Annotated in this window: 20 protein-coding genes; 8 read left to right on the top strand and 12 right to left on the bottom strand. The window is 58.5% G+C overall.

The annotated features are described in order from the left end of the window. Position 1 precedes the first annotated feature (1 nt). Positions 2–1,339, bottom strand: a complete 1,338-nt coding sequence (dacB, locus tag CAURIC_RS01805; protein WP_290183121.1) for a D-alanyl-D-alanine carboxypeptidase/D-alanyl-D-alanine endopeptidase — start codon at positions 1,337–1,339, stop codon at positions 2–4. A gap of 161 nt (positions 1,340–1,500) precedes the next feature. Here dacB and CAURIC_RS01800 point away from each other — a divergent pair, with 161 nt between their 5' ends. Continuing rightward, complete coding sequence (locus CAURIC_RS01800) at positions 1,501–1,983, top strand: inorganic diphosphatase (RefSeq protein WP_290183119.1); 483 nt, start codon at positions 1,501–1,503, stop codon at positions 1,981–1,983. A gap of 3 nt (positions 1,984–1,986) precedes the next feature. Here the strand turns inward: CAURIC_RS01800 and CAURIC_RS01795 are convergent, their stop codons facing one another. From CAURIC_RS01795 to CAURIC_RS01775, 5 genes are all read right to left on the bottom strand, one after another. Continuing rightward, complete coding sequence (locus CAURIC_RS01795; RefSeq protein ID WP_084588177.1) at positions 1,987–3,654, bottom strand: polyamine aminopropyltransferase; 1,668 nt, start codon at positions 3,652–3,654, stop codon at positions 1,987–1,989. Further along, positions 3,642–4,106, bottom strand: a complete 465-nt coding sequence (locus CAURIC_RS01790; RefSeq protein WP_290183116.1) for a DUF350 domain-containing protein — start codon at positions 4,104–4,106, stop codon at positions 3,642–3,644. Before CAURIC_RS01790 ends, CAURIC_RS01795 begins: the two co-directional genes overlap by 13 nt. Positions 4,107–4,143: 37 nt before the next feature. Next, complete coding sequence (locus tag CAURIC_RS01785; RefSeq protein WP_035114585.1) at positions 4,144–4,563, bottom strand: DUF4247 domain-containing protein; 420 nt, start codon at positions 4,561–4,563, stop codon at positions 4,144–4,146. A 20-nt stretch (positions 4,564–4,583) separates the two neighbouring features. Next, positions 4,584–5,285, bottom strand: a complete 702-nt coding sequence (locus CAURIC_RS01780; protein ID WP_290183114.1) for a DUF2617 family protein — start codon at positions 5,283–5,285, stop codon at positions 4,584–4,586. A 105-nt stretch (positions 5,286–5,390) separates the two neighbouring features. Beyond that, positions 5,391–5,999 carry a DUF4178 domain-containing protein gene (locus CAURIC_RS01775; RefSeq protein ID WP_172644061.1) on the bottom strand — a complete coding sequence of 203 codons (609 nt, stop codon included), beginning with the start codon at positions 5,997–5,999 and terminating at the stop codon, positions 5,391–5,393. Positions 6,000–6,111: 112 nt separating this feature from the next. Here CAURIC_RS01775 and CAURIC_RS01770 point away from each other — a divergent pair, with 112 nt between their 5' ends. The 3 genes from CAURIC_RS01770 (at position 6,112) to CAURIC_RS01760 (ending at position 11,198) form a co-directional block, all read left to right on the top strand. Beyond that, entirely contained in the window at positions 6,112–6,417 is a 306-nt protein-coding gene (locus CAURIC_RS01770; RefSeq protein WP_035114590.1) for a rhodanese-like domain-containing protein, read from the top strand. A 309-nt stretch (positions 6,418–6,726) separates the two neighbouring features. Next, positions 6,727–7,173, top strand: coding sequence for a MarR family winged helix-turn-helix transcriptional regulator (locus CAURIC_RS01765; RefSeq protein ID WP_035114593.1), 447 nt, complete (start codon positions 6,727–6,729; stop codon positions 7,171–7,173). Positions 7,174–7,202: 29 nt separating this feature from the next. Beyond that, positions 7,203–11,198 (top strand): Pls/PosA family non-ribosomal peptide synthetase, encoded by a 3,996-nt coding sequence (locus tag CAURIC_RS01760; RefSeq protein WP_290183111.1) that lies wholly within the window; start codon positions 7,203–7,205, stop codon positions 11,196–11,198. On the opposite strand, the gene ppk2 is transcribed toward CAURIC_RS01760, so the two are convergent. The 3 genes from ppk2 to groL all read right to left on the bottom strand — a co-directional run bounded on the left by ppk2 (position 11,195) and on the right by groL (position 14,721). Then, positions 11,195–12,094, bottom strand: coding sequence for a polyphosphate kinase 2 (ppk2, locus tag CAURIC_RS01755; protein WP_035114595.1), 900 nt, complete (start codon positions 12,092–12,094; stop codon positions 11,195–11,197). The two genes, CAURIC_RS01760 and ppk2, sit on opposite strands and share 4 nt — an antisense overlap. Positions 12,095–12,314: 220 nt before the next feature. After that, positions 12,315–12,431 carry a PorACj family cell wall channel-forming small protein gene (locus CAURIC_RS01750; RefSeq protein ID WP_172644062.1) on the bottom strand — a complete coding sequence of 39 codons (117 nt, stop codon included), beginning with the start codon at positions 12,429–12,431 and terminating at the stop codon, positions 12,315–12,317. Between the two features lie 646 nt (positions 12,432–13,077). Then, positions 13,078–14,721 (bottom strand): chaperonin GroEL, encoded by a 1,644-nt coding sequence (groL, locus tag CAURIC_RS01745; RefSeq protein ID WP_035114597.1) that lies wholly within the window; start codon positions 14,719–14,721, stop codon positions 13,078–13,080. Between the two features lie 491 nt (positions 14,722–15,212). Here groL and CAURIC_RS01740 point away from each other — a divergent pair, with 491 nt between their 5' ends. After that, on the top strand, positions 15,213–16,625 hold the full coding sequence (locus CAURIC_RS01740) for a dipeptidase (RefSeq protein WP_035114703.1): 1,413 nt from the start codon (positions 15,213–15,215) through the stop codon (positions 16,623–16,625). 1,541 nt (positions 16,626–18,166) lie between these two features. After that, a complete protein-coding gene (locus CAURIC_RS01735; protein ID WP_235700755.1) occupies positions 18,167–18,874 on the top strand; it encodes a hypothetical protein in 708 nt (235 codons plus the stop codon). A gap of 145 nt (positions 18,875–19,019) precedes the next feature. On the opposite strand, the gene CAURIC_RS01730 is transcribed toward CAURIC_RS01735, so the two are convergent. The 3 genes from CAURIC_RS01730 to CAURIC_RS01720 form a co-directional block, all read right to left on the bottom strand. Then, the gene (locus CAURIC_RS01730; protein WP_035114598.1) at positions 19,020–20,204 is read right to left on the bottom strand and encodes a glutamate--cysteine ligase; all 1,185 of its coding nucleotides are present in this window, start codon (positions 20,202–20,204) and stop codon (positions 19,020–19,022) included. Positions 20,205–20,374: 170 nt separating this feature from the next. Further along, complete coding sequence (locus tag CAURIC_RS01725) at positions 20,375–21,463, bottom strand: LytR C-terminal domain-containing protein (RefSeq protein ID WP_235700756.1); 1,089 nt, start codon at positions 21,461–21,463, stop codon at positions 20,375–20,377. Between the two features lie 148 nt (positions 21,464–21,611). Further along, positions 21,612–21,959 (bottom strand): DUF3263 domain-containing protein, encoded by a 348-nt coding sequence (locus CAURIC_RS01720; protein ID WP_084588178.1) that lies wholly within the window; start codon positions 21,957–21,959, stop codon positions 21,612–21,614. A gap of 179 nt (positions 21,960–22,138) precedes the next feature. On the opposite strand from CAURIC_RS01720, the gene CAURIC_RS01715 reads away from it, so the two are divergent. Both CAURIC_RS01715 and CAURIC_RS01710 read left to right on the top strand, forming a co-directional pair. Then, on the top strand, positions 22,139–22,807 hold the full coding sequence (locus CAURIC_RS01715) for a peptide deformylase (RefSeq protein WP_035114600.1): 669 nt from the start codon (positions 22,139–22,141) through the stop codon (positions 22,805–22,807). Between the two features lie 32 nt (positions 22,808–22,839). Next, positions 22,840–23,976 (top strand): GNAT family N-acetyltransferase, encoded by a 1,137-nt coding sequence (locus CAURIC_RS01710; protein WP_035114602.1) that lies wholly within the window; start codon positions 22,840–22,842, stop codon positions 23,974–23,976. Positions 23,977–24,002: the final 26 nt, after the last annotated feature.

The raw sequence follows: 24,002 nt of genomic DNA, 5'->3' as shown, positions 1-24,002 counted from the left end.
GTTACTCCGCGTTGCGCAGCGCGGCCGCTAGCTTGTCCAGAGCAGGGCGGGCACTGCCAACGTCCGAGCCGTTGGAGAGGAATGCAAACGTCACAGGGCGCCCGTCCTTGGTGGTGACGGTCCCGGCCAGCGCACTCACGCCAGAGAGCGTGCCGGTTTTAGCACGCACCCACCCGGCCGCTGTTTCGGCGCCGGATCCATCGCCATAGCGATCCTGCAAAGTGCCCTCCGCGCTGGAGACCGGCAGCATGTCCAGCAACGGCCGCGTTTTCTCGTTCGCCAACACTTCGTCCAGTGTTTTTGCGGTCAAACGATTCTTATCGCTCATTCCACTATTGTCGTGTAACACGCAATTCTTCAGATCGATCCCCGCTTCATGCAATACCTCCATAGTGGCTTCCGTCGCACCTTTAAATGTGTGGGGCTTATTCCGCGCCTGCGCGATCTGTCGGCCAATAGATTCTGCCAACAAGTTATCGCTGTGTACCATCATGTCCCGCAAACGAATATCCAGCGGGGCCGATGTCACTTCGGCGATAGGCTGCCCTGGGTTCGGTACTGCATCGTCTGTCAACGAAATCTTCGCGCCCTTGGCACCAAGCTGCTTTGCTAGTTCCGCGGCCACATCGGAGCCGGGAGTACGACTGCGGGCCGAGTAGGGTTCAGTGGCATCAATCCTGCCGGCATCCAACATAACGGCATCCAGATTGGCCACGTTCCCCATCACGATGTCCGCCTTATCCCACGTGGAGTTGAAAACATCCCCGGCACGGGCACTATTGTCCACGGTGATGCTAGCGACCGTGGTGGAACCGAGCTTGTCTTGAACCTGCTTGGCCAAGTCGCTGATCTTTCCCGGCTGTGTGTAGAGGGATTCCCCCTTGCCGCTGCTCAATGTCACGTCACCATCACTCACGATGGTGAGATTGCCCTTGCCATCGTGCAAAACCTTCGTTGATTGTCGTTGATCGCCTTGCAACGCCAATACTGCTGCGGCAGCTGTGAGAACTTTGGTAGATGATGCTGGAACCAGGGGGCGCTGCGGATCCGCGCTCCACAACATCTTCCCGGTTTGCACGTCAGTCACCGCCGCCGAAAGCCGTCCCAATGCCGGATCTTTCGCCGCTTTGGCCACGGCAGCCCGCACATCCGGAACGCTGCCGGAATCCCCGATTGCCGGTTTCACAGCCGACTGCGCCTCACGCAGTGGTTCGGCAGCTTCCACGTGGTATCGATTGTGATTAGCCCACCACAGCGCACCGACGGCGACCAGTGCGACCACCACAAAGAATGCGATGACACTGGCGATCCAACGACCAAGGGATTTCCGTTTCTTCACGAACCACACCCTAGCAAGCCGGCGCGACATCGCTGCGCTTTCATCGACAGTTCCACGTGATCCGCAGTCGTCAGTTCCGCGAGATCCACCACGCCCACAGATTCCCGGCTTCACCGCGTGCAAACACTCATGACCTCCGACGTACCTATAGACTGTGTGCCATGAGCAAGAAGATCAAAGTAACCATCGAGATCCCCAAGGGTTCCCGCAATAAGTACGAAATCGACCACGAGACGGGCAAGGTGCACCTGGACCGCTACCTGTTCACCCCCATGGCCTACCCAGCGGACTACGGCTTCATCGACCACACCCTCGGTGAGGACGGCGACCCATTGGACGCACTGGTCATCCTCCCAGAGCCACTGTTCCCTGGCGTGGTTGTCAATGCCCGCCCAGTTGGTGTTTTCAAGATGACCGATGAGGCCGGTGGCGATGACAAGCTACTGTGTGTGCTGGACGACGTGCGTTTCGATAACTACAAGGACATCGACGATGTCGACCAGTTCACTCGCAACGAAATCGAGCACTTCTTCGTCCACTACAAGGACTTGGAGCCAGGTAAGGAAGTTAACGGCTCCGGTTGGGGTGATAAGGCCGAGGCAGAGCGCATTCTGGATGAGGCCATTGAGCGCTACAAGGGCTAAGTCCTACTCGCCAGCTTGTCGGTAGCCCCGGCGCAAGTCCTCCACGATTTTGGGATGATCCAGCGTGGAGGGCTCCAAATCTTTTAGGGCGTTGTCTTTAGGGAAAACCCCTGCCGCATGAAGGACATCTTCGTCCATAAACCGCAGATCAGGCAGCTGCGCAGGCAATTGCAGCTTCCTTCCCGGCTGGGTACACAGGTTGAACCCCCAGTCACCGAACGTCGGCACGTGCACGTGATAAGGCACAACGTTTCTACACCCCGCCGTCTGCAACGTGCTGCGCACGCGGTTAAACACATCCGGGGTAGTAAAAGCACTGCCCGATTGCACCACCAGCTGCCCTTTCCGTGGATCCACTAATTCCAGCAGCATTCCATAAAACTCCTGCGAATACAGCCGGGCCATCGCATCCGAATCGGGATCAGATAAATCTACGATGACGGTATCGAAAACCGCTTTTCCGCCACCTACAAGCGCCTCTGCTGCGGCTTTGCCCCTGCCTTCGCGCACCCACGAAAACGCATCGTCGGTAACCACGTGAACCCGGGTATCCTGGAACGCTCCCCGGTTGTCCTCACGCAGCACCGTGTTTGCCACCCGCACCATGGCTGGATCCAATTCGACGTTAGTGATGGATTCGATCTGTGGCATTCGCAGCAATTCTCGGGCCGCCAACCCATCACCACCGCCAATAATCAGCGCATTTTTGCTGTCATCGGTTACCGCGGGATACACCAGGGATTCGGTGTAGCGGTATTCGTCGCGCGTGGAGTACTGCAATCCCCCGTTAAGGAATAACCGCCGATCCCCCTTCCACTCGGTCACCACAATGTCTTGGTACTGCGTTTGTTCCGCGTAGACCACTGGGTCTTGGTACAGCTGTTGCCGGGCAGTGGTGACGATCCCGTCGCTTCCCATCAGCAGCACAATCAAAATGGCACCGCTGGCCAGCAGGCTTGCGGTCACCGTCGTCACCTGCCAAGCAGGCATGAATTTCCGCAGTACTACCAGGGTGATAACCAAGGCCGCCACAATGTTCAGCAGGCCGGATGCCGCGGTACCGCGCATCAACCCCAGCCACGGGAGCAAGACGAAAGGCCATGCCAGCCCACCCAACAGCGCGCCCACATAATCCGCAACATTCAGTGTGGCCAGCGCCGAACCGCTAGACCGAGCATCAACCAGCCGACCCCGCTGGTACATGGACATTAACAGCGGAAGCTCGGTGCCCACCAGCGAACCGATAAACAGTGTGGCAAGCACCGTCACTAATAGCGAAGCTCCTAGTTTCGCGAACACCACATACAGCACCGTGGCGCTGATCCCGCCCAGCAAACCCAGCGCAGCTTCCACCATGAGGAAGGAAAACTCGGGCAAGCGCAGTAGGGGTTTGGCCAGCAACGCTCCTAAGCCAAGCGCCGCCACGAAGCCCGCCACAATCAAACTGGTTTCTACAATCGAGCCGCCATTCAAACTCGTCGACAGGGAAATCAGCGCTAGCTCGTATACCAGTCCCGAGGCCGCGCAGATCGCAACGGAAACAAGCAGTAGGAACCGTTGCCAGCCACTCATCGCGGTGGGCTGCGCGCCGCTTGTTGCACGCTTGGCGGCACTCCCTTCGGGTGGTTGGTTTTTAACCGGCGCCCCGCCCCGCTCCACTACGTCAGGCATACGGCATTAATAGCACCCACGACCACGAGGGCCACCCCGGTTACCACGGCCGAGCTGCGCAGTTTCGGATCGTTGATGAGATCGCGGAATCTCCCTGGCACTAAAACTTCCATGAGCACAAGGAACAGGCTTTGCAAGAACAATCCAACCAGGGAGTACACCGTTACGTGGATCAACCCACTGGCGAGGTCGGGCTCTGTGGTGGCGATGGCAGTCGCCACCACCAAACCGATCGCGATCACTTGGGCTCCCACCATCACACCCGCATTGGGCAGGTGTTCAACGAAGGTTTGTCGCCGCAGATCGCCGGGCGTCAGAATGTCTTGAACAAGAAAAGCAACCCCCAAGATGGCGATGGCCAAAACGAAGTATGCAACGGTGGCCAATACGGGTGAAACCATCGAGGAATCGGAGGCGGCTGCGTAAAACACCTCTGAGTATTGAGCGATCATGAGTGTCCTTGAGTTGTAACGATGTGAATAACGGTGATCACTTCACGCCACCGCCTGAGCCCGACGACCCGCCAGATGATCCAGAAGGTGACGAGGGGTTGAATCCAGGGCCGAGGTAAATGAATCCGCCCGACCGATAACGACTGTCCGATTCCACCGTGATGAGGCACCCAGTAGGGCCTTGCTGGGAGACTCTCACGATCTTATTGCTGTAACGCAAGTAGTGCTCACCCGTCGCAGAATCGGTCGCTCGAGCCTTGGGATTAGTTGCCGAGGCAATCCGATCTGCCGTTTTCTTGGTATCCCCGGTGCATCGGTAAGTATTAGAGCCTACGGATTGATAGTTATCGCGGATGTAGTTCTGCGGGTTTTTCGCTGCACCCAAGAACAACACGAAAGCGATCACAGCACCGATGATCGCGAGAATACCGACTACTCGCCAAGCTTTGTAGCTCATGATCGCTTTTGGTCCTTTCGTCAACTGCGGGTGTTCTTCGGAAACGTTGCCGCTTCCCTATAGCTTAACGGCGCTGCAGACTTTCTTTCTGCGCAATCCCTCCGCGTGAATGTTGACCGGCTAATCACTGCTACGCGTTCGTGGGGATAGAGGTGCCAGGTTTTCCACTGCACCTGCCCAGGATCGTGCCATGTCGTGGCCAGTGCGGTGATATGCCCCGGCTCTTCACCTGGGAACTCCCCGACCAGCCATCGGTCCCACTTTTCCTCTGCGAGATGCGGCGCGTACCCATCTCTCACATGTGTGGCTGCCTCTTCTCCAACTCTCCGCGGATCCGCCCCGCCCTTCTTCTGCAAAAACTGCACGAGCTGCCGAAACTCTGACTCCGCCAATTCCATAGGTGCCACCGTAAAGCGGTAGGAATGCAGGCCTACTTCCTTTTCTTTATCGACGCCTCGCTCCAACCGCCGCCCGCTCTCCGCAGCATGGCAACTCAGTTCCTCTCGCAGCTGTACGGAATTATCCGCGCCATAGATAGTGGCAACATGTGATCCGCCGATGATGGCCAAGTGCAAGCGCCGGCCATTGCCGAAGCGCGATCCCGGTAGAGTGAGGGTCGGTTCAACCGTGATTTCAGCTAGAACGGATGGTGGCATGGGAGCGCCGAACCGAACCCCAAGGTCCGAAGACTTTAGATCGAGTGGAGTGGTGGTTAAGAGCATGAAAGATCGATACGTGCGCTGTCTTGTTGAAAGGTGGCATAAAAAGCTGTCGGCGAGCTGTTACTCGCCCGCGGCTGAGTATTTAACTGCGGGCGCAGGGTGTGGTTAACTGCGCGGCGCAGGGTAAACAACGAAGTCACCGGGCAGCATTGCCTCTCCCAAGGAGACTTCCCACATCGCGCCGGGGCTAAAGCGCTCCAAGCTCAATCGGCGGTCGCCGGAAGCATTGAAATCGCCGTATTCCATCTGCCCCTGGGGCGGCAGTCCAGTGTTTCCCTCAGAAGTAAAGGAGGCTTGGCCCGCTTCGACCCGCCGATATTGAACCCCTTCTACCTCTAGGTTCGAATGCATATCAAGACTGAGGTCCTTGCGCGTGTGCCACAGGACCAAGTCCAGTTGCCCTTCGTCCATCTCCACGCTTAACCACGATGTACCACTGCCACCGTCCAGCATGTGCTCCTGCCACTGGTACGGCCCTTGCTGCAAAGTCAGCGTGCCACGGACGACATAATCTACTCCGCCACGACTAAGCACGGCTCCCGGCCCTAAGCTCTGCGGGCCGTAGGGCTCGGCACCCTGTACTCCCTCGAACGGGTCTCTCCGAGGAGCCATCTCCTGCTGGGCTTGTTGCTTCTTCTTTTGAGAGGATTGGAAGAATGCGTAGATGGCGAACAATACCAATGCGATGGCGATAGCTAGCAACACGTATTTCATATTCACCAATACTAATGTTTTGCCCGCCACACTGTTCGATGAGCACCCGACCGGTCTCCTACCGAACGCAGACGGTGGTTAGCCTTCCGCGGTGCTATTACACTCGGGTTTCATGAGTGAATTCGAAACAGTACAGCCCACGGAAGTCCCCGAAGACGCACAACTGATCGATGTCCGCGAAGCCGACGAATACGCGCAGTGGCACGCCAAGGGCGCTACCAACCTCCCCCTCTCTGAGTTGCAAGCACGCTATGGCGAATTGGATCTTGACCGAGATATCTACCTGATTTGCTTGTCCGGGGGGCGTTCTTCACGCGCGGCCCAGTGGTTGGAATTAAACGGAATTGATGCCATTAATGTAGCGAATGGAACCTCGGGCTGGCGCGATGCCGGCCTGCCCATTGAAGACAACCGTTAACCACCCCCTATGCCTACGGGGTGCCCAACCCCAAAGCCAATAGGGGCTGCCTGCTGGATGCGCTGACGTGTGAAGGAATCGTTGCCGGGGGGCGCCCACCGCCAGGTACCCAGAATCTGTGGCGACGGAACTCAGTTGTGAAGCTATCCCCGCCATAGACCCTTTGCTCAGTCATGCACGGATGGCATTCACACCCTGCAGGCAGCGAAGTCATTGAGTTGCTCCGCTCAGTCATGCACGGATGGCATTCAAATAGTGGGCAATGCCCACAATTAGACCTAGCCCATAATAGGTTGTATTATCACTCCTATGGCTCAATCCGTCGATCTACCTGCAGACCTGCTCTCCTCCCCCTCCTTCCAGCTTGAGCGCCTGCGCCGTCGCACCCGCGAATTCGTGGAAACCGCACTCGCTGATGAGGGTTACAACCTACGTGAATACTGGGTTTTAACCTGCCTTGTTGCAGGGGATGCCGCCAGCCAGGCCACGTTGGGTGAAATCCTTGGCGTGGACCGCTCCGACATGGTCCGTTTGGTGGATTCCTTGGAAAAGCGGAATCTAGCCAAGCGCGTTAAGGACCCCAAGGATCGTCGTCGCCAAATTATCTCCATCACCAAAAAAGGCGTAAAGGCACACGATGCCCTGCGCCCCTTAGTCACCAAAGCCGAGGATGCCGCCTTGGATGAATCCACATCCAAGCAGCTCAAGCACCTCCACAAGCTCGCGCAAGCCATCATTTCCAGCGAAGGTAACTAACCCGCCCCCACGTACAAAGGTTCCACACAGTGAGCATCCCCGCCCGGTACCTCCGTTCACACGAGGCACCGGAGCCTCGCACGTTGATTGACATCATCCGTGCGACGGCTTCGGAATTCCCAGAAGCCCCCGCCATTGACGATGGCCGGGGCGTTGTCACGTACGCAGAACTACTGCAAGAAATCACCGAAACCGCCCAATGGCTCTATAGCAAGGGCATCCGTCGCGGTGACCGCATCGGCATCCGCATGCCTTCAGGTGACCGCGCCTTGTACATCGCAATCCTGTCCACGATGGCCGCCGGCGCGGCTTATGTCCCCGTTGATGCGGACGACCCCGAAGAGCGCGCTACGCTCGTATTCGGCGAGGCCCAGGTCCAAGCGATGTACACCGCTGAGGGACTGGTGATGCTGAACGCGGTGGCGTCGGAAGAAAAAACCCACGCCAACCCCGCCGAAGCAACGACCTTTAAAGAGGGCGAAAACCCCGAGGATTTTGGCCCCGCGCTGGATACAGATGCGTGGATCATCTTTACCTCCGGTTCGACGGGCAAGCCTAAGGGTGTTGCTGTCAGTCATCGCAGCGCCGCGGCATTCGTAGATGCAGAAGCGGAGATGTTCCTGCCCAACGATCCTCTGAACACCGAGGATCGAGTACTGGCGGGGCTGTCAGTGGCTTTCGATGCTTCTTGCGAGGAGATGTGGATCGCATGGCGCAATGGCGCGTGCTTGGTGCCGGCCCCGCGTGCGCTGGTGCGCTCGGGCGTGGACCTAGGCCCGTGGCTGATTTCCCGCGATATCACGGCCGTATCAACAGTGCCTACGCTGGCAGGTCTATGGCCAGACGAGGCCCTAGATGCAGTACGCTTGCTGATCTTCGGCGGTGAAGCCTGCCCTCCGGAGCTGGCCGCGCGGTTGGCTACCGAAACACGCGAGTTGTGGAATACTTACGGCCCTACCGAGGCCACCGTTGTTGCATGTGGCACCACAATGGACGGTGTGAAGCCAGTTTCCATTGGCTTACCTCTGCGCGGGTGGGACCTGGCGGTTGTCACTCCCGAGGGTGAGCCCGTGGCAATGGGCGAGGTCGGCGAGCTCATCATTGGCGGCGTGGGTTTGGCCCGTTACCTGGATCCGGTGAAGGACGCGGAAAAGTTCGCGCCAATGCCCTCCCTCGGTTGGGATCGCGCATACCGCTCCGGCGACCACGTGCGCTTGGAGGAAGACGGCCTATACTTCGTCGGCCGTGTGGATGATCAAGTGAAAATCGGCGGTCGCCGCATTGAGTTGGGCGAAGTGGATGCTGCCCTGACCGCCCTCACCGGTGTGCGCAGCGCTGCCGTGGTCGTCCAAACCACCGGTGCCGGCGATAAAGTGCTGGTGGGCTATGTATCTCCTGAATCTGGGGATGCTTCTACCTTCGATCTCGACGCCGCGGTCGGCGAACTGAGGGAGAACCTCCCGGCTGCTATGGTTCCGCGATTGTGTGCGTTGGATTCTCTGCCAGTGACAACCTCCGGCAAGGTGGATAAAAAGGCTTTACCATGGCCTTTGCCCGCGCGTGGCGATACGGCCGATGCTACCTTTGCAAACCCCATCCAGCGCTGGTTGGCAGATATCTGGTCCAACACCCTGGGAACTACTGTGACCAGCGCGGATGTGGACTTTTTCAACCTCGGTGGCACCTCACTGGGCGCAGCTACGCTCATCGGGCAGGTCCGTGAAGCCGCTCCCACCGTATCTGTTCGCGACCTCTACGACTATTCCCGTCTGGAGGCATTCGCCAACTTCCTGGAGCCGAAGATCTCCAATCCTGCGGCTGTACCGGGGTTCGGTTCCTCTACCGACATGTCCTCCCAGCAACCCCAAGAGCTTGCCAAGCCCGTGGGCGCCGGAACTCGCCTGGCCCAGGCACTCATTCAGATACCGGCGCTGACATTGGCGGGTCTGCGGTGGGTAGCGTGGCTCGCAGTGTTCAACTCCATATTGAGCATCTCCGGGATCAGTGGCTCGCTACCCCAGTTGCAGCCGTGGGTTGTGGATGTGCCATGGTGGCTATCATTGCTGCTCATCATCGTTTTCGCTTCTCCGCTGGGTAACCTGCCACTAAGCGCACTGATCATCCGTGTGCTTACGGCCGGAATGACCCCGGGCGATTATCCACGAGGAGGCGCTATGCACTTGCGGCTGTGGGCCGCTGAGCGCGTGGCGGATACCTCCGGGGCCCGCAATCTATCTGGTGCCACCTGGATCAACAACTATGCCCGCGCATTGGGTGCTTCTGTAGGCGATGGGGTGCAACTGCACACCTTGCCACCAGTAACGGGCTTGTTAACGCTGGGTGATCACTGCAGTATCGAGCAAGAGGTGGACCTGTCCGGATATTGGGTTGAAGGCGATGTGCTGCACATTGGCGACATCACCATCGGCAAGAACGCTTCCGTGGGCGCCCGCTCCACGCTCATGCCCGGCACTCGAATTGCAAAGGATGCACACATCGAAGCCGGTTCGTGCGTGACGGGCAAAAAGAAGGTCAAAGCCGGTTCCCGCTGGGCGGGCTCACCTGCCCAGCGCGTTGGACGCGCTACCCACCGCTTCCCCGAGCATGCACCTCCGCGCCGTCGCCGTTGGGTGGCCGGTTTCGCGGTCACCAGCTTGGCACTGGATGCACTGCCTTTCCTCGCGATCTTTGTGGGCGTGATCGCGGACCTCTTCTTCACCTCGTGGTTTGCCTCAGCTGGTGCGTCTGCTGCCGTGGTTATCACATGGGCTCTAGCCCTTGCAGCACCCGCTGGTTTGGTTGTGTTCAGCACGTACGCGCTGCTCACTTGGTTGGCAGTACGCTTGCTATCCCTACGCATGAAACCCGGTGTGTGGCCGGTGCGTTCGGCCATGGGGTGGCGAGTCTGGACAGTCGGTCGGCTGATGGATTCGGCCCGCACACACCTTTTCCCCATGTACGCCTCGCAGCTAACCCCTTTGTGGTTCCGCTCCTTGGGCGCCAAGATTGGTCGCGACGCCGAAATCTCCACGGCTGTGATGCTCCCCAAGTTCGCCGATGTCCGCGAGGGCGCCTTCTTAGCGGACGACACCATGGTCAGTGGTTACGAAATGGGTGGTGGCGGTTGGTTGCTGGTGGGCCCTACCACTGTGGGCAAACGTTCCTTCTTGGGCAATTCGGGCATTGCTGGTCCGGAGCGCAAACTGAAGAAGAACTCCCTGGTCGCCGTACTGTCCTCCACGCCGAAGAAAGCTAAGGCAGGCACCAACTGGATGGGTTCCCCACCGGAGCGTTTGCGCCGTGTTGAAGTAGAAACCGATGGCGACGATCGTACATACAATCCCACCCGCGGTCTCAAGGCGGCACGAGGACTCATTGAGACTCTGCGCCTGTTGGCCCCAATGGCGTCGGCAGTAATTGCAGGGTCAGTAGTAATTGCCCTGCAGGCTGCCTTGACAACCTACGGGCTGCTGGCAGCCGTTCTCGTGAGCGGATTGGTGCTGGTGGGCGCTGGTTTCGTGGCCGCGGTGATGACGATCGCAATGAAGTGGTTGTGTGTGCAGCAGATTAAATCTGGCGATCACGTGTTGTGGAGCCGGTTTGTGTGGCTCAATGAGTTGCAGGACCAGTTCGTGGAAACCGTGGCGGGTCCGTGGTTCCTGGCTCACACCATGGGGACCGGCAGCTTGAACATGTTCCTGCGGGCACTGGGCGCGAAAATCGGCCGAGGTGCGTGGATTGATAGTTACTGGTTCCCGGAAGCCGACCTGTGTGAGGTGGGTCCGGGGGCCACGGTAGGCCCGGGATGCGTGGTGCAGACGCACCTGTTCCAGGACCGCGTGATGAGCTTGGACACGGTGACTTTGGGGGCAGGTGCAACCTTGGGACCGCATTCAGTTGCTTTGCCCGCCGCAGTGTTGGGCAACGGCACCTCTGTGGGGCCGGCCTCGCTGGTTATGCGCGGCGATCAGGTGCCCAGCCACACGAGGTGGCAGGGCAACCCGATTGAAATTGTGGGAACTTAGTCGCCGATCTGATCACGACCGCGCTTGACGATCAACGGATCGGGTTCCCCGACCACCTCGTGATCCTTACCTGCGTACTCAAACTTGGAGAGTACGTAGCGCATCGCGTTGATACGAGCGCGCTTCTTGTCGTTGGACTTGATGGTGATCCATGGGGACTCGTTGGTATCCGTGTAACGGAACTGCTCTTCCTTCGCACGGGTGTAATCATCCCACTTATCCAGAGAAGCTAGATCCATGGGCGAGAGCTTCCACTGCCGCACCGGGTCGACCTGGCGGATGGCAAAGCGGGTGCGCTGCTCCTTGCGCGTGACGGAGAACCACAGCTTGGTCAGGGAAATGCCGGATCCCATGATCATGTTCTCTAGCATTGGTACCTCACGCAAGAACTCTGCATGCTGATCGTTGGTGCAAAAGCCCATGACGCGCTCCACGCCAGAGCGGTTGTACCAAGAACGGTCAAAGAAGACGATCTCGCCACCACATGGGAAGTGCTGGATATAGCGCTGAAAGTACCACGAGGTGGATTCACGCTCGGAGGGTTTTTCCAAAGCCACAGTCCGAGCACCACGGGGATTCAGATGCTCGTTGAAACGCTTAATGGTTCCCCCCTTGCCGGCAGCATCGCGCCCCTCAAAGAGGATGATGTGCTTTTGGCCCGTGTCCTTGGTCCAGTTCTGCCACTTAAGCAGCTCGATCTGCAGGCTGCGCTTGGTCCGCTCGTACTCCTCACGGCTCATACGCTCTTCATAGGGGTAATCATCCCGCCACGTATCAACCCGATGACCGTCCGGGGTAATGAGGGTTGGGTCGTCCTCGTCAGAATCGTCGACGAGGTATCCCTCGGTAGCAGCTAGGTCGACGATGTGGAAATCGTCCTTGTTATCCTCGGACATCTCGTGTTTCTCCTCAAGCGAAATCAGGGCAAATCATGGGGACTGGGTACTACACACCCGATGCCTCCAGTTTAAACCGCCGGCCTGTTGTTTTCCCGTTGCCACAGAATCATTACTTCAAATGGAGGTAGTGACAGACACAACTGTTGGCAAATGAAAGAAAGACCCTAGCCGAAGCTAGGGTCTTTAGGTTTTGAGCTAGAGCTCAGAGGCGGTGAAATTAAGCCTCAATCTTGGCCCACTTGAAGACAACGCCCAGGGCCTTGAACAGGCCACCGAAAAGGTCGCCCAAGCCTGCGAAGAAGTCACCCAGCTGCTCGATGATTTCGATGTTCATTATGGTCTCCTTTAGAGATTCAGAGGCGCCAGCACTTTGTGCCGACTGATTTTCACTTTGCATGACGCCCCTGTTGAGGCCGTCTGGGGAATACAATAAACGATTTCTGTCAGGACACAACAGGTAAAAGCGAAGTTCTGCTCCAGCACCCCTACAGCCTCTCCACAGTGTGATCCCAGCACGCTATGCCTCTCACGAAACTTACCTGACAGAACCGCAGGTTAGGTGCCATTTTTCCCGATTTGTAGATTGCAGTTTAATAACGCAGTGACCACTGAGAATAGCTTTAGAATTTTTTCGCAATCAGCGCGAATTACCCCAAAAAAGGGGGTTAGATCACCACTGGATATCGCATAGAGTGCGCAGTTCAGCGTGAGTTTCCGCCTTCTTACACGAGCGCCCACCTCGCCGCCTTAGCGCTGGTCATTTTGCATGAAAACGTCATGCACAATGCACGCGTTACGCCCGCAAAATTTATTAATTTTTAATTAAACTGCAATTCACTTCACTGCCATTTAAATCGGAAAGCGCAATACCAAATTAACCCGCGGCTAGCCGATCCCCTAAGGATCAACCAACCGCGGGTTAGCACGGGGCGTCGGACTAAAAAGAAGAACGACGTCCGCTAGCAGTAACAGCTGGGCGCTTAGAAGCCGCCCATACCGCCCATCTCGTCGCCGCCTGGCATAGCCGGCGCTTCTGGCTCTGGCTTGTCAGCCACAACGGCCTCGGTAGTGAGGAACAGCGCAGCGATGGAGGACGCGTTCTGCAGAGCGGAACGGGTCACCTTCACTGGGTCGGAGATGCCAGCGCCAAGCAGGTCCACGTACTCGCCGGTAGCGGCGTTCAGACCCTGGCCAGCCGGTAGGTTCTCCACCTTGTCCACAACCACTCCTGGCTCGAAGCCTGCGTTGTGAGCGATCTGCTTGAGCGGGGAGGACAGGGCAGCCCGAACGATCTGCACACCGGTTGCCTCGTCGCCCTCAAGGCCCAAGTTGTCATCCAGAACGGATGCAGCCTGCAGCAGCGCAGCACCACCGCCGGCAACGATGCCCTCTTCTGCGGCTGCCTTGGCGTTACGCACAGCGTCCTCGATGCGGTGCTTGCGTTCCTTCAGCTCAACCTCGGTAGCAGCACCAACCTGCAGGACAGCTACGCCACCGGAAAGCTTCGCTAGGCGCTCTTGGAGCTTCTCACGGTCGTAGTCGGAATCAGCGTTCTCGATCTCCTGGCGGATCTGCTTGATACGACCCTCCAGTTGCTCCTTAGAGCCGGCGCCGTCAACGATGGTGGTGTCATCCTTCGTGACAACAACCTTGCGCGCGGTACCCAGCAGTGGCAGGTCCGCGGTCTCTAGGGACAGACCAACCTCCTCGGCGATGACCTGGCCGCCGGTCAGGATAGCGATGTCCTGCAGCTGAGCCTTACGGCGATCGCCGAAGCCCGGAGCCTTGACGGCAACGGACTTGAAAGTGCCGCGAATCTTGTTCACAACGAGGGTGGACAGGGCCTCACCCTCGATGTCCTCAGCCACGATCAGCAGTGGCTTGCCGGACTGCATGACCTTCTCCAGTAGTGGCAGCAGGTCCTTGACGTTGGAGATCTTGGAGCTGACCAGCAGGATGTATGGATCCTCTAGCACAGCCTCGCCACGCTCCATATCGGTAGCGAAGTAACCGGAGATGTAGCCCTTGTCGAAGCGCATACCCTCGGTGACGTTCAGGGTCACACCAAAAGCATTGGACTCCTCGACGGTGATCACACCGTCCTTGTTGAGCTGACCATCGCCTACCTTGTACATTGCCTCGGCGATGAGCTTGCCGATTTCCTCATCGGCAGCGGAAATACCAGCGGTGGAAGCGATTTGCTCCTGGGTCTCGATCTCCTTAGCAGTGCTCAGCAGCTGCTCGGTGACCTTATCCACTCCAGCCTGGATGCCACGCTTGATGCCCATGGGGTTGGAGCCCGCAGCTACGTTGCGCAGACCTTCGCGCACCAGCGCTTGAGCCAGCACGGTTGCCGTGGTGGTGCCGTCGCCTGCGACATCGTCGGTCTTCTTGGCAACTTCCTTGACCAGCTCTGCGCCGATCTTCTCGTATGGGTCTTCCAGCTCGATCTCACGAGCAATGGTTACACCATCGTTGGTGATGGTTGGGGCGCCCCACTTGCGCTCCAGAACTACGTTGCGGCCCTTCGGACCGAGGGTTACCTTTACCGCGTCTGCCAGGGTGTTCAGACCCTTTTCCAGACCACGACGGGCTTCTTCGTCGAATGCAATCATCTTAGCCATATGGCTTCGATCCTCCATGTAGAGTTACGCGACACGTGCGGTTCAAATCCAGCGCCCGCGACGGCACGGGTGAAGATGTGTCGCCACCTTCGCCCTCACTGCATCTGATCGTTTCTTTTGTCGATGTTTTCGCTTGTGGCCGCCCGCGCCCTAGGGTTGTCAAAACGTGGACTGCCACTGTTTTCATCTGGCACTCGATTGAGCTAAGTGCTAAACCCGTTTTTAGCACTCGGTTACGGTGAGTGCAAGATTTATTGGGTCGACGCCTTCCTCGCCCAATCCCCCACCATTTCCCATGGGGTAATCGTAGTGGCCGGGGACGCGCTGCGAACCGGATCCGGCCGCGAGCACTGTCCGAACAGTTATGCGAGTGCAGTCCGAACAGTTAACTGCCGAACCGGAGTCAACCGCCAGCGCAATCCGGCCTGATCGCGCGGCCGAACCGGAACCGGCCGCGAACGCTGTCTGAAGTGATGGCTACAGTGGTTTACATGACTAATAACGCTTCAGCAAGCAACCAAAAGTTCACCGCGGAGGCCCTTCGACCGCTCATCGCGGATCAGATGGACTTCGTGAAAGAAGCCCTCACCGAACTGGTCGCATTCCAGTCCGTCCACAGCGTGCCGGGACTGGAAGCCCACAATGCCAATGCCGCGCAGTGGGTAATTGATGCCTACCGCAAAGCGGGCATCGATGTAGAAGGCCACGATACAACCGATGGTGCCGTGGCGGTTATCGGCGTGCGCGAAGCGGCCGAGGGCTACCCCACCGTACTGCTGTATTCACACTATGACGTGCAGCCTGCCGGTGACGTTTCCGAATGGACAAACGATCCTTGGACCCTGACTGAACGCGATGGCCGGTGGTACGGTCGCGGCACCGCGGACTGCAAGGGGCACGTGGTGTTGCACCTGGCCGTGTTGCGAGCCATGGACAAACTCATCGAACAGGGCCATGAAGAGCTGAAGAACATCGGCATTCGCATCGTGGTGGAGGGTTCCGAAGAGCGCGGTGGTTATGGCCTCGAGGATCTTCTGGAATCCAACCCAGAACTATTCAAGGCTGACACCTTTATGATTGCCGATTCCGGCAACGATGCTATTGGTGTGCCCAGCATCTGCACCGCGCTGCGCGGTTCCGCACCCGTGACCGTGAGTGTTCGTACGATTGAGCAGCCCATGCACTCCGGTCAGTTCGGTGGTGCTGCCCCCGATGCCCTGCTGGAGCTCATCAAGCTTTTGGGCACCCTGCACGATGACAATGGCCTGGTGGCAGTGAAGGGGCTGGAGCCCTCTGTGCATTGGGAGGGCGTGGGCCCAGATGAGGCCACGTTCGCTAAGAATGCCGGCGTAATGGACGGCGCCAAGGTGATCGGTACGGAGCAGGGCTTCAAGCCCAATGATCTAACCGTCATGAACCCCTCGCTCACCGTCACGGGCCTGGACAGCCTGTCGGTGGATGACGCGATTAATGCGGTACCCGGTTACGCCGCCGCGGTTGTCAGCCTGCGCGTGCCTCCAGGACGCGAGCCACAGGAATGCCAGCAACTGCTGATCGACCACCTGAAGTCTCAAAAGGTCAACGGCACCGTGGAAATCGAAAGCAACTCCATGGCCGAGGCGTTCAGTGCCGATACCTCCGGCCCTGCCCTGCAGGAGCTTTCCCTCGCTTTGAGCGATGTCTACGGTCAGCAGACCGTGGAGATCGGTTCCGGTGGATCCATTCCTCTGACCAACAAGCTGCTGTCCAAGTACCCGGAGTCCGAATTAGCTCTGTACGGCATTGAGGAGCCCAGTTGCCGTATTCACTCGGCAGACGAATCCGTCGCACCATCAGAGATTGAGGCGATCGCTACTGCAGAGCTACTTTTCTTAGCTCGTAGTGCAGCGAAGTCGGGCAAGTAGAGGGCGCCGGATAAAACGGGATGAGAATAGAAAAATGTAGGAAGAAAGCTTAGTTCTTCTAGGCCAAAGTCGAGTTGAAGGAAGAGAGCCCGTCGTCGAAACCCTCGTCAAAAGAAGTGCCCAGTACATTTCTGCGACCCAGCTCCACAGTGGCAGCGCGTTAGCACCGAAAAACACCTGCGGATTACTGCTCCACTCCTTCCCCAAAGGAACTAACCCAAGAGTTCACACCGAACACAACCTTGAACTCGTGGCAACGCAGCTTAACCAGCACCCCCGCTAGCCACTCGACTTCCACACCCCAGCAGAACGATTGGTCGCCCTGCTAGGACTATTGGAGATTTAAGACATGTCTCCACGACCGCTGGAATCCACCCCAGTGCCCCATTAGCCAGGGGAACAGTGAAGTTCTTGTCCCCTACCAACAAAAAAGTTGCAACGTATGCGGGACCCCCAACTGCATACATCACATTTGATGAAACTTGGAAAGCGCTCGATATAGCTACAGGGATCGACGGAGAAATTGGAGAAAGAGTCAAAGAAGGTTTCTAACGAATTGGCATGAGCGACCGTGCAGCCGGAATTACTCAACGCATAGTTACAACGATTCTACTTTGAAGATCCCATGAAACTGAACTTCTTGTATATCATCGCAGGGCTACTACTATCACTTCTCGCTGTCTACTTCATAAGCCACGGCTCAGACGGTGTACTGATCATCCCTGTGCTCCTCGCTGCCGGATGCTTCAGTGCCTACCTAGTCGGGAAGCGAACGTACGGATCATCTTCCGTGAAGCATATTATCCTCCTCCTATTCCCCTTCGCTATCGCCACCGTCATAGGCAGTTTCGTATGGAAGCTACTGATGGGTTAGCTTTCCCTATCCCTTGTTCTCCCTTTAGTGAGAACGAGGCATTTGCACTGGATATAGCTAAGTCGCTCCACTATTCCACTTTGGTCATGTGGGCCCCGTGCGCGTGAAGCTCGCCCCGACGGTGTACCCGTGGACGTGGAACACGGCCAGTGGCCCCACGCGCGCGCGTGAGGCCCGCAGCAGCGAGGGCGTGCGCCGTGGTGCGGAGGAATCGTGGGCGCCGTGCGCGTGAGGCCCGCAGCCTACGGCGGTGAAGCGGCCGGCGAGTGTGCAGTGGGTCCCACCTGCACGTGGGGCTCGCCTCTTGCAGAGCAATAAGCAAAGCCATTGGGCAAGCCATAAACATCCGAGATGTATCACGGCAAGCGTTTCACCGGGATCAAGGGATTCCGCCTGCTCACCCACGCCACGGCATCCGCGAACCATCTGCCCAGCCTGTTCCCGTATAGTGAGACAGATAATCCCCCCAAATGGGAAACTTTGGGGACGAGGGGTTGCCGTTGTTGGGTAGCCCCACTAAATTCTTATGACATGAGCCACATTCTTATGCGAGTACCCAACCCGGGTGGAGGCGCGGACTGACCCCTCCACTACGGGGTTACAGCACATCGCATAAGCGTCGGTCCACGACAGGCACACAAAACCACAGTTAGGACCGATGAGAACAATGTCGAGCAACTCTTCCCACACCGAATCTCGGTACACGATCAGCACTGCAGAACATGGCTACGCAGGCGATGCACCAGATTCGATGTTTGGGGAATCAGAGGAAAACATGCGCACCACCACGATGATCCGGTTCGCCCGTCCCGAAACCGCCGGGCGCCCCACCTACTCCACCATCCCTGCGGCACGTCGTTCCACGGCGAAAACGTTCGTCAAGGCGGAGAGCACCCGCATTGAAAAGCGTCGCCAGCGCACCCGCACGTTTGCCGAGGATCCATTCCGCGCTAGGTTCGGCGTGCGCCTACCCAAAGGCATGCGAGAAGAAGCACGTGGCATGGAGTGGAAGCAGTTCATCCAAACCTATGCTCCATCAGATGTGCGCGTAGAATTCCTGCGCTCCCAGTCCCTGCGCGCAGGCAAGCACGAATACCACATGTCGATGGCTGGGCTCCGTGCCGATGGACAAGGAACGGTTGTGGACATCACCGCGATGGGCGCCTGCAGTGCAGTATCCGAAGTTCTGGCCGATCACGCAATGCCCGTAGAGATCCTGGAATTCCACCAGTTCGAGATCTTCGAGGCCACCGTGACCTTCATCTACACCGTGCACAAATCGCACCGCGCATGGGCAGTGGGATTCGGGTCCAACCCCGACCTGTCTATTGCAAACGCACTGTGCGCGGCAGCTGGGCGCCTGCACCGGGCTTAACGAGGGACCTAACTGCAAGGGATTACGCGTTCTTCCCTGTGCAGGGCCCCGCTCACCCTCGAGCCTCCCTGGACAGGGTTTGACTACGCGCACCCTTCCCTGCGCAGGCCTTGCTCACCCTCGAGCCTCCCTGGACAGGGTTTGATTATGCCCGAGCTTCCCTGCGCAAGGTTTCAACCGTTAGGTCCACCGCGGCCTTCCAGCTTTCCGGTTGCGTAAAGCCCTGTTCGGCCCCATGATCACCGCGGGTGCGCACCCCCGGTTCTAAGGCCGCCCCCGCCTCGCGCGCGGCCGCCCGCTGCAAGGCATAATCGCCGCCTTCGGAAATAATCCGTTCCACTCCCCCGAGCTCCCGCAGGCATCCGAGTTCCTCGGCCAACGGTGTAAGGACCTCCACCCACCGGCGCAGCTCATCGGTGACCAGCGCCTCGTTGGTTTCGCGGTCGAGGATGATAAGGGCGTCGAGACCATAACGAGCCGCCCGCCACTTGTTTTCCGCAACATGCCACTGCTGCAGCGAGGGCAAGGAACGACCGGCAGCAAGCTCGCGTTCGAAGTACACGACCAGCGTATGAACGTACGCGGCCACCGCAGCCACCTTCCACGGCGCCATCGTGGCATCGGCGAACCGGATTTCCACAGTGCCGTACTTTGTGGGCCGCACGTCGAAGTGCATGGAACCCGTGTGGTTAATCACCCCGGAACGGTCCTGATCCAGGTTGAACTGCTCCCACTCTTCCCACGCACCGAATTGGTATGGCATCCCCGCGGTGGGCAGCTGCTGATACAGCAACGTGCGGTTGGAAGCGTAACCGGTATCTAGGCCATTCCACGCAGGAGAGCTAGCCGACAGGGCCAAGACATGCGGGTAGTGCGTCATCAAAGCATTAATGATCGGCCACACATAATCCCGCTTACTCACACCAACGTGAACGTGAATTCCCCAGATCAGCATCTGGCGACCCCAGTACTGAGTGCGCTCAATGATCTCGCGGTACGACCCCTTTTCCGAGAGCTGCTGGTCCCCCCAATCCGCGAAAGGGTGGGTACCGGCAGAAAAAATCTCCACACCCAAGTCGTCCGCGCAGTCCAGCAACTGCCGCAGCTGCGTGGTGATATCCTCCATCGCCTGCGGCACCGTGTGGTGGATCCCGGAGACCATTTCCACTGTGTTCGCCAGAAATTCACGGGTCACCGAATGGCCCGGGTAACGCTCGTCCATCCGCTCCAGCATTTCTTTGGCGCGCGGGATGAGGTCGCGGGTTTCAGGGTCGACCAGCGCGACCTCCCACTCAATTCCGAGTGTGGGCTGCGAACCAGGAAAATCCATGTTGTGCTCCTTAACGGGGCAGAGAGTCTTCTTGGGGGTCGCAACGTGGGGCGAACAACAGCTCTTGCTTGTGGGCAACCGTCAACTCCGGTGACAGTCGCAGGTGGGGACCGCAACCGGAGTGCGCCTCATTTTCACTATCCGTAGGACTCTGGGGCAATCAACTCATTTTAACGTGGCATGTCATTGGTGGTCACAACTACCACCGCGGCGGGGGCACCGCCCTCCAGCATCTTTGCACCGCGCAAAGTATCGTCGATCCGCCCATCGCGCTGCTGCGCTTTCACACCCAGGTCACGCGCAATTTGCTCGGCAGCCGCGCGGGCATTGGGGTTATTGCCGGGGTACAGCACCACGGAGTTCGGGAATGTGCCACTGGTATCCGCCAGGTTGCCGTACCCGGTCTTCGCCCACTGCTTGCCCTTGAGCTTGTTTGCCGTATCACCCGCCAGCCCTTGGATTGGGGAGTTGTTCAAAACGGTGACGTATTCGTTTTCTTTATTAACGACGCCCTGCGCTTCCCCACCCCCTGCTGCACCTGGGGCACCCGCTGCGTTCGGGTCACGTTCAGCTGGGTCGCCTGGGGCAGGTTTGTTGGGGTCATTCGGGTTGCCTGGCTTGTTTGGGTCCTGCGAGTTCTTGTCACCCTCGCCATTGCCATCGGCATTCTGCCCATTCTGGTTGAGATCACCGGGTTTCGCTTGGCCCGGTTGTCCCGCGGGATCGGCCTGCTGTGGCTGCCCATTGTTTTCCGCTGTTTGGTTTTGGGCCGTGTTCTTCGCGTCATCGTTGTCACCGAACAGGGAGTATGCACCCCAGCCGACCAACAGAACACCGACGGCTAGCAGGATCATGGCCAGACCGCGCAAAGGTGGGCCTTGCTTGTCTGGTTCTACCGCGGTGCTGCCAGAGCGATCCGTGGTGCGGGAATGCTTAGCTGCTGCACGCTCGGCGCCCATCGCGCCTTCAGCATCGGCGTACCCTGCGGATCCTGTAGGCCCTGCGGTGTCTGCAGCTTCTGCAGCACCCGCAGCACCTGTTACACCGGCCGCTCCAGCTGTGCCAGCTACTGGCGCTTCGCGTCGCCAAGATTTCGCGCGCGGGCCCGTACCGGCGACACGATCGCGTGCGGGATCGGTCACCGTTGATTCGCGGTCATCGATGAATTCATGATCGGTCGAGTCGTCATCGACGAGGTTAAATTCATCATCGAATTCGGGCTCGTGGCGGGCATGGCGAGGACGGTTTACATCAGTCACAGCCCCAATATTAACTTCCGTCACATTAATAACAAGTGTGACACGGGGGCGCATGGGAGAATCTGGCTAAAGCCAAACCCTAAGGGAACGGGCAACGCCGAAGCTACGATGAAAGGGCGGTGGTTATGCTCAGAACCCCGCCACCTCGCTAGGAGGAACCGTAGGCGGTTTGACCGTCGCGGCGTCGGAGTAAAGTGCGCACGAGAATCGGATCGTAATCCAAAGCTTCAGGCCGATCGATCAACGCGCTGAGTCGGCGAAAGTAGATGGTGGGGCTAATGCCGAACTCGCGACGGATGACCTCATTTTTTACGCGCCGATCGCGCCACCATTTTTTCTCGAAATCGAGCATGGCTCTTTCGTCATCGGTCAGTTCATCATTGAACCGTTGATTAGCAGCCGGTTTATCATCGGCAGGTTGATCAGCAGCCGGTTCGTCACCGGCCTGTTCATTAGCAGCCGGTTTGTCATCGGCCTGTTCATCCTCACCCAGCATTCTTGTTATTGTGCCGAAGGGGTGGCAGAAGGCGCAATTGAGTTCGAGTATGCGGTCGTTCGCGCACCTGGCCGTTCGGAGCCTAGCCGTTCATCATCACAGCCAAAAGGTCCCACACAATGCCCAGACAGCGAGGACTGTCAGGAATGTTGTCGCAGGCAACTCGTAGAATCAATCCCATGACAATCATGCCCATCGTTATTGCCGGTGACCCAGTCCTGCACAACCCCACCACACCTATAGACATCACGGAGGGCCAAGCACCCTCGGCAGAGATTTCCCAACTCATCAACGACATGTACGAAACGATGGACCGCGCCCACGGCGTGGGCCTCGCCGCCAACCAAGTGGGAGTAAACCTGCGGCTGTTCGTTTACAACTGCCCCGATATCGAAGGGCCCGAAGGGGAACGCCTCACCGAAGCCCAGGTTGAAGCCAATGGAGGTCCAATGCGCCGGGGTTGTGTGATCAACCCAACCCTGGAGACCTCCGAGATCCCGAAGACCATGCCCCATGAAGACGACGACGAAGAAGGCTGTCTGTCCGTACCTGGCTACTCCTTCCCCACTGGTCGCGCCGACTGGGCTCGAGTAACCGGGTTGGATGAGAACGGCCAACCCGTATCAGTAGAAGGATACGGATTTTTCGCACGGTGCCTGCAGCATGAGGTCGGCCACCTCGATGGGTTCCTCTACACCGACGTGCTGCTCGGCCGGAACAAGCGGGCAGCCAAAAGGGCCTTCAAGGCCGAAAAGTGGAATGTCGCAGGAAATACCTGGCTACCAGGGACGGACCCGGATCCTTTCGGCCACGACGATCTGGATGAAGACGGCATCACTGCCGAATAACCCCCCTGCCGCCGCTCAACCTTTGGATAACCATGCACCCCAATACTGAAATCACCGCCGCAACCGCCGGAGCCCGGCGCGTTCCCGGTTTTCCCTTCCCCATCTCTCGCAGAACGGACCCTGTCAGTATTCGCCCGGGCGTGCGGGTCATCGTGCGGCACCTGCCGTTGGTCGATCATGGCGATGCCCAAGACGTAATCGGCCCCCTCATCAGCGTTGACCCGCTGGTCGTGCGCGGTAAACAGGGAACCGTGGAAATTGACCCCCGGGGCGTGGTCGTACTGAAAACCCTGAGCTCCAAACCCGTACGGAATAGCGATATCCGTGCAGTGGAGGAAGCGAAGGCCGAGGCTTTCCCCGGGTTGGCCAACGAATGGATTGGGGGATGGTTAGCTCGCGCGGGTGACGGCATCACAGAGCGCAGCAATTCCGCCGTACCACTAGGCCCCGAAGCGGCAGTACAGCCCGTGCCGGTGGAGGGAATCAAGGAGTTTTATGCCCGCCACAATCTACCCCCTCAGCTGCTGGTTCCGGATCGGATTGGCCGTACCGCCGAGCACCTGGAGGGCCACGCGGGGCCAGAGATCATCGTGATGTTTCGGGAACTAGGTGCTGATGATGAGGCCCTGGCGACTGTGACGAACGGTGCAGCCGCGGCGACAACCGGCAACACCACCCCTGCTGCTGACAATGGGGCTCCCACTGTGATGAACGGTTCAGCATCCACTGCAGCCCACCGCGCTCCTGTCGCAGCCCACAAGGCCGTGTTCACCGTCGCCGACGAAGCCAGTCCCGAGTGGCTATCCCTGTACAACTTCCGCGGGCAACCCCTCCCGCCGCGCGCGCTGGAACTACTGACTGCCCGTATTGACGGCTCCCTGGGATTCGCCAGCCTGCACATCGACGATGCACTAGTCGCGGTTTCACGCGGCACGGTCACACGCGGCGGCCGTCGCCATATGCTCGGCTTTTCTGCAGTGGAGGTCATTCCTTCTTTCCGACGCCAAGGGCTTGCCACCCTCATGTGCCAGCAGTTGCTGCAGTGGGGCCGAGCACACGGTGCGGATTGTGCCTACCTCGATGTGCTACGTACGAATGAAGGGGGCCGCGGCCTCTATCACGGACTGGGCTTCAGCGAGCACCACCGGGTCCGGAGTCTAGTTCTCTAACCACGACTGCATCGCCCCAGCGGAAC

Origin of the sequence: Corynebacterium auriscanis, assembly GCF_030408435.1 — a bacterium.
Lineage (GTDB): Bacteria > Actinomycetota > Actinomycetes > Mycobacteriales > Mycobacteriaceae > Corynebacterium > Corynebacterium auriscanis.
Note: the sequence above shows the minus strand (reverse complement) of the source record. Positions and strands in the feature narration are given on the sequence as shown.

What these genes read in the sequence shown, in the direction of transcription:
- CAURIC_RS01800 (WP_290183119.1), top strand. Translation starts at nt 1,501, where the DNA reads ATGAGCAAGAAGATCAAAGTAACCATCGAGATCCCCAAGGGTTCCCGC.
- CAURIC_RS01795 (WP_084588177.1), bottom strand. Translation starts at nt 3,654, where the DNA reads ATGCCTGACGTAGTGGAGCGGGGCGGGGCGCCGGTTAAAAACCAACCA.
- CAURIC_RS01790 (WP_290183116.1), bottom strand. Translation starts at nt 4,106, where the DNA reads ATGATCGCTCAATACTCAGAGGTGTTTTACGCAGCCGCCTCCGATTCC.
- CAURIC_RS01785 (WP_035114585.1), bottom strand. Translation starts at nt 4,563, where the DNA reads ATGAGCTACAAAGCTTGGCGAGTAGTCGGTATTCTCGCGATCATCGGT.
- CAURIC_RS01780 (WP_290183114.1), bottom strand. Translation starts at nt 5,285, where the DNA reads ATGCTCTTAACCACCACTCCACTCGATCTAAAGTCTTCGGACCTTGGG.
- CAURIC_RS01775 (WP_172644061.1), bottom strand. Translation starts at nt 5,999, where the DNA reads ATGAAATACGTGTTGCTAGCTATCGCCATCGCATTGGTATTGTTCGCC.
- CAURIC_RS01770 (WP_035114590.1), top strand. Translation starts at nt 6,112, where the DNA reads ATGAGTGAATTCGAAACAGTACAGCCCACGGAAGTCCCCGAAGACGCA.
- CAURIC_RS01765 (WP_035114593.1), top strand. Translation starts at nt 6,727, where the DNA reads ATGGCTCAATCCGTCGATCTACCTGCAGACCTGCTCTCCTCCCCCTCC.
- ppk2 (WP_035114595.1), bottom strand. Translation starts at nt 12,094, where the DNA reads ATGTCCGAGGATAACAAGGACGATTTCCACATCGTCGACCTAGCTGCT.
- CAURIC_RS01750 (WP_172644062.1), bottom strand. Translation starts at nt 12,431, where the DNA reads ATGAACATCGAAATCATCGAGCAGCTGGGTGACTTCTTCGCAGGCTTG.
- groL (WP_035114597.1), bottom strand. Translation starts at nt 14,721, where the DNA reads ATGGCTAAGATGATTGCATTCGACGAAGAAGCCCGTCGTGGTCTGGAA.
- CAURIC_RS01740 (WP_035114703.1), top strand. Translation starts at nt 15,213, where the DNA reads ATGACTAATAACGCTTCAGCAAGCAACCAAAAGTTCACCGCGGAGGCC.
- CAURIC_RS01735 (WP_235700755.1), top strand. Translation starts at nt 18,167, where the DNA reads ATGTCGAGCAACTCTTCCCACACCGAATCTCGGTACACGATCAGCACT.
- CAURIC_RS01730 (WP_035114598.1), bottom strand. Translation starts at nt 20,204, where the DNA reads ATGGATTTTCCTGGTTCGCAGCCCACACTCGGAATTGAGTGGGAGGTC.
- CAURIC_RS01720 (WP_084588178.1), bottom strand. Translation starts at nt 21,959, where the DNA reads ATGCTGGGTGAGGATGAACAGGCCGATGACAAACCGGCTGCTAATGAA.
- CAURIC_RS01715 (WP_035114600.1), top strand. Translation starts at nt 22,139, where the DNA reads ATGACAATCATGCCCATCGTTATTGCCGGTGACCCAGTCCTGCACAAC.
- CAURIC_RS01710 (WP_035114602.1), top strand. Translation starts at nt 22,840, where the DNA reads ATGCACCCCAATACTGAAATCACCGCCGCAACCGCCGGAGCCCGGCGC.